This window comes from Mesorhizobium sp. M0664 (genome assembly GCF_040320565.1).
Taxonomy (GTDB): Bacteria; Pseudomonadota; Alphaproteobacteria; order Rhizobiales; family Rhizobiaceae; genus Mesorhizobium.
In genome coordinates, this window is sequence record NZ_JAMYPW010000119.1 from 1 (window position 1) to 825 (window position 825).

Consider the following 825-nt stretch of genomic DNA (forward strand, 5'->3'; position numbering starts at 1 on the left):
GCGAAGACCGATTCATTATGCACCTCCTTTTCAAATGGCGGAAAACAGCGATTCCTGGTTGTCGTCGTGGATGCGATGCGGAGTATTGCGCGCCAAATCGGCCTTGATCCGTTCGTCTTCGAGGTCGCTGGCGCGGATCTGGTAGGGTGCGCCGCGCATGACCTGCTCGGCAGGCAAGAGGCCATCCCTGATGAACCGGCGGATTTTGACGTGCGAGACTCCAAGCCGGGCGGCCGCGTCCGACATGGTGAGCCACTCGCCATTCTTGTCGGAAGAGCGATAGCCGCTGATCTTGTGCACCGTGCGCAGCGATTGGACGCGACGCGCGGTCCAGGTCTTTCCCTGACCGGTCTGCATGCCCATGCGGTTGAGTGTGGCAGCGATTTCGGCATCCGACCATCGGGTTGCCATGGATCGCATGATCGCCAGAGCCTCCTCAGGCGTACGCTGGCCATGCTCTCCGGATTTGGGCTTGCGAACCCGTACCTGCGAGTGCTGGCCTCCGTGCCAGTGGATGGTCAAGATCACGTCGCGCGCATCGTCATCGACATCCGCCACGATGTCCTTGATGAGCGCGCGCAGCAGTTGCTGACGACAGCGCATGTCGACACCCGGCGCGTTCCAGGTGGCCTCGAGATTCTGGGCGAGGCCCGTGAAGTCCGGAACCGCGTCGACAGGCTCCACACGCTGGACTTCGCTCAGCCGGGCCTCGCAGGTCTCCACGCGCCTGAGCGTGGCTTCCCAACTCCTCTCGAGCTGGGCCGCAATAAGCCGGTTCTCCGGGTCGCAAGCGGCATAGCGGCGCTCGGCGAGCGATGCCTCATA

Annotated in this window: 1 protein-coding gene; it reads right to left on the reverse strand. The window is 63.2% G+C overall.

The genetic code is table 11. The annotated features are described in order from the left end of the window. Positions 1 to 30: 30 nt before the first annotated feature. A partial coding sequence (locus NKI39_RS34220; protein WP_352837575.1) for a helix-turn-helix domain-containing protein occupies positions 31 to 825 on the reverse strand: 795 nt, incomplete at its 5' end.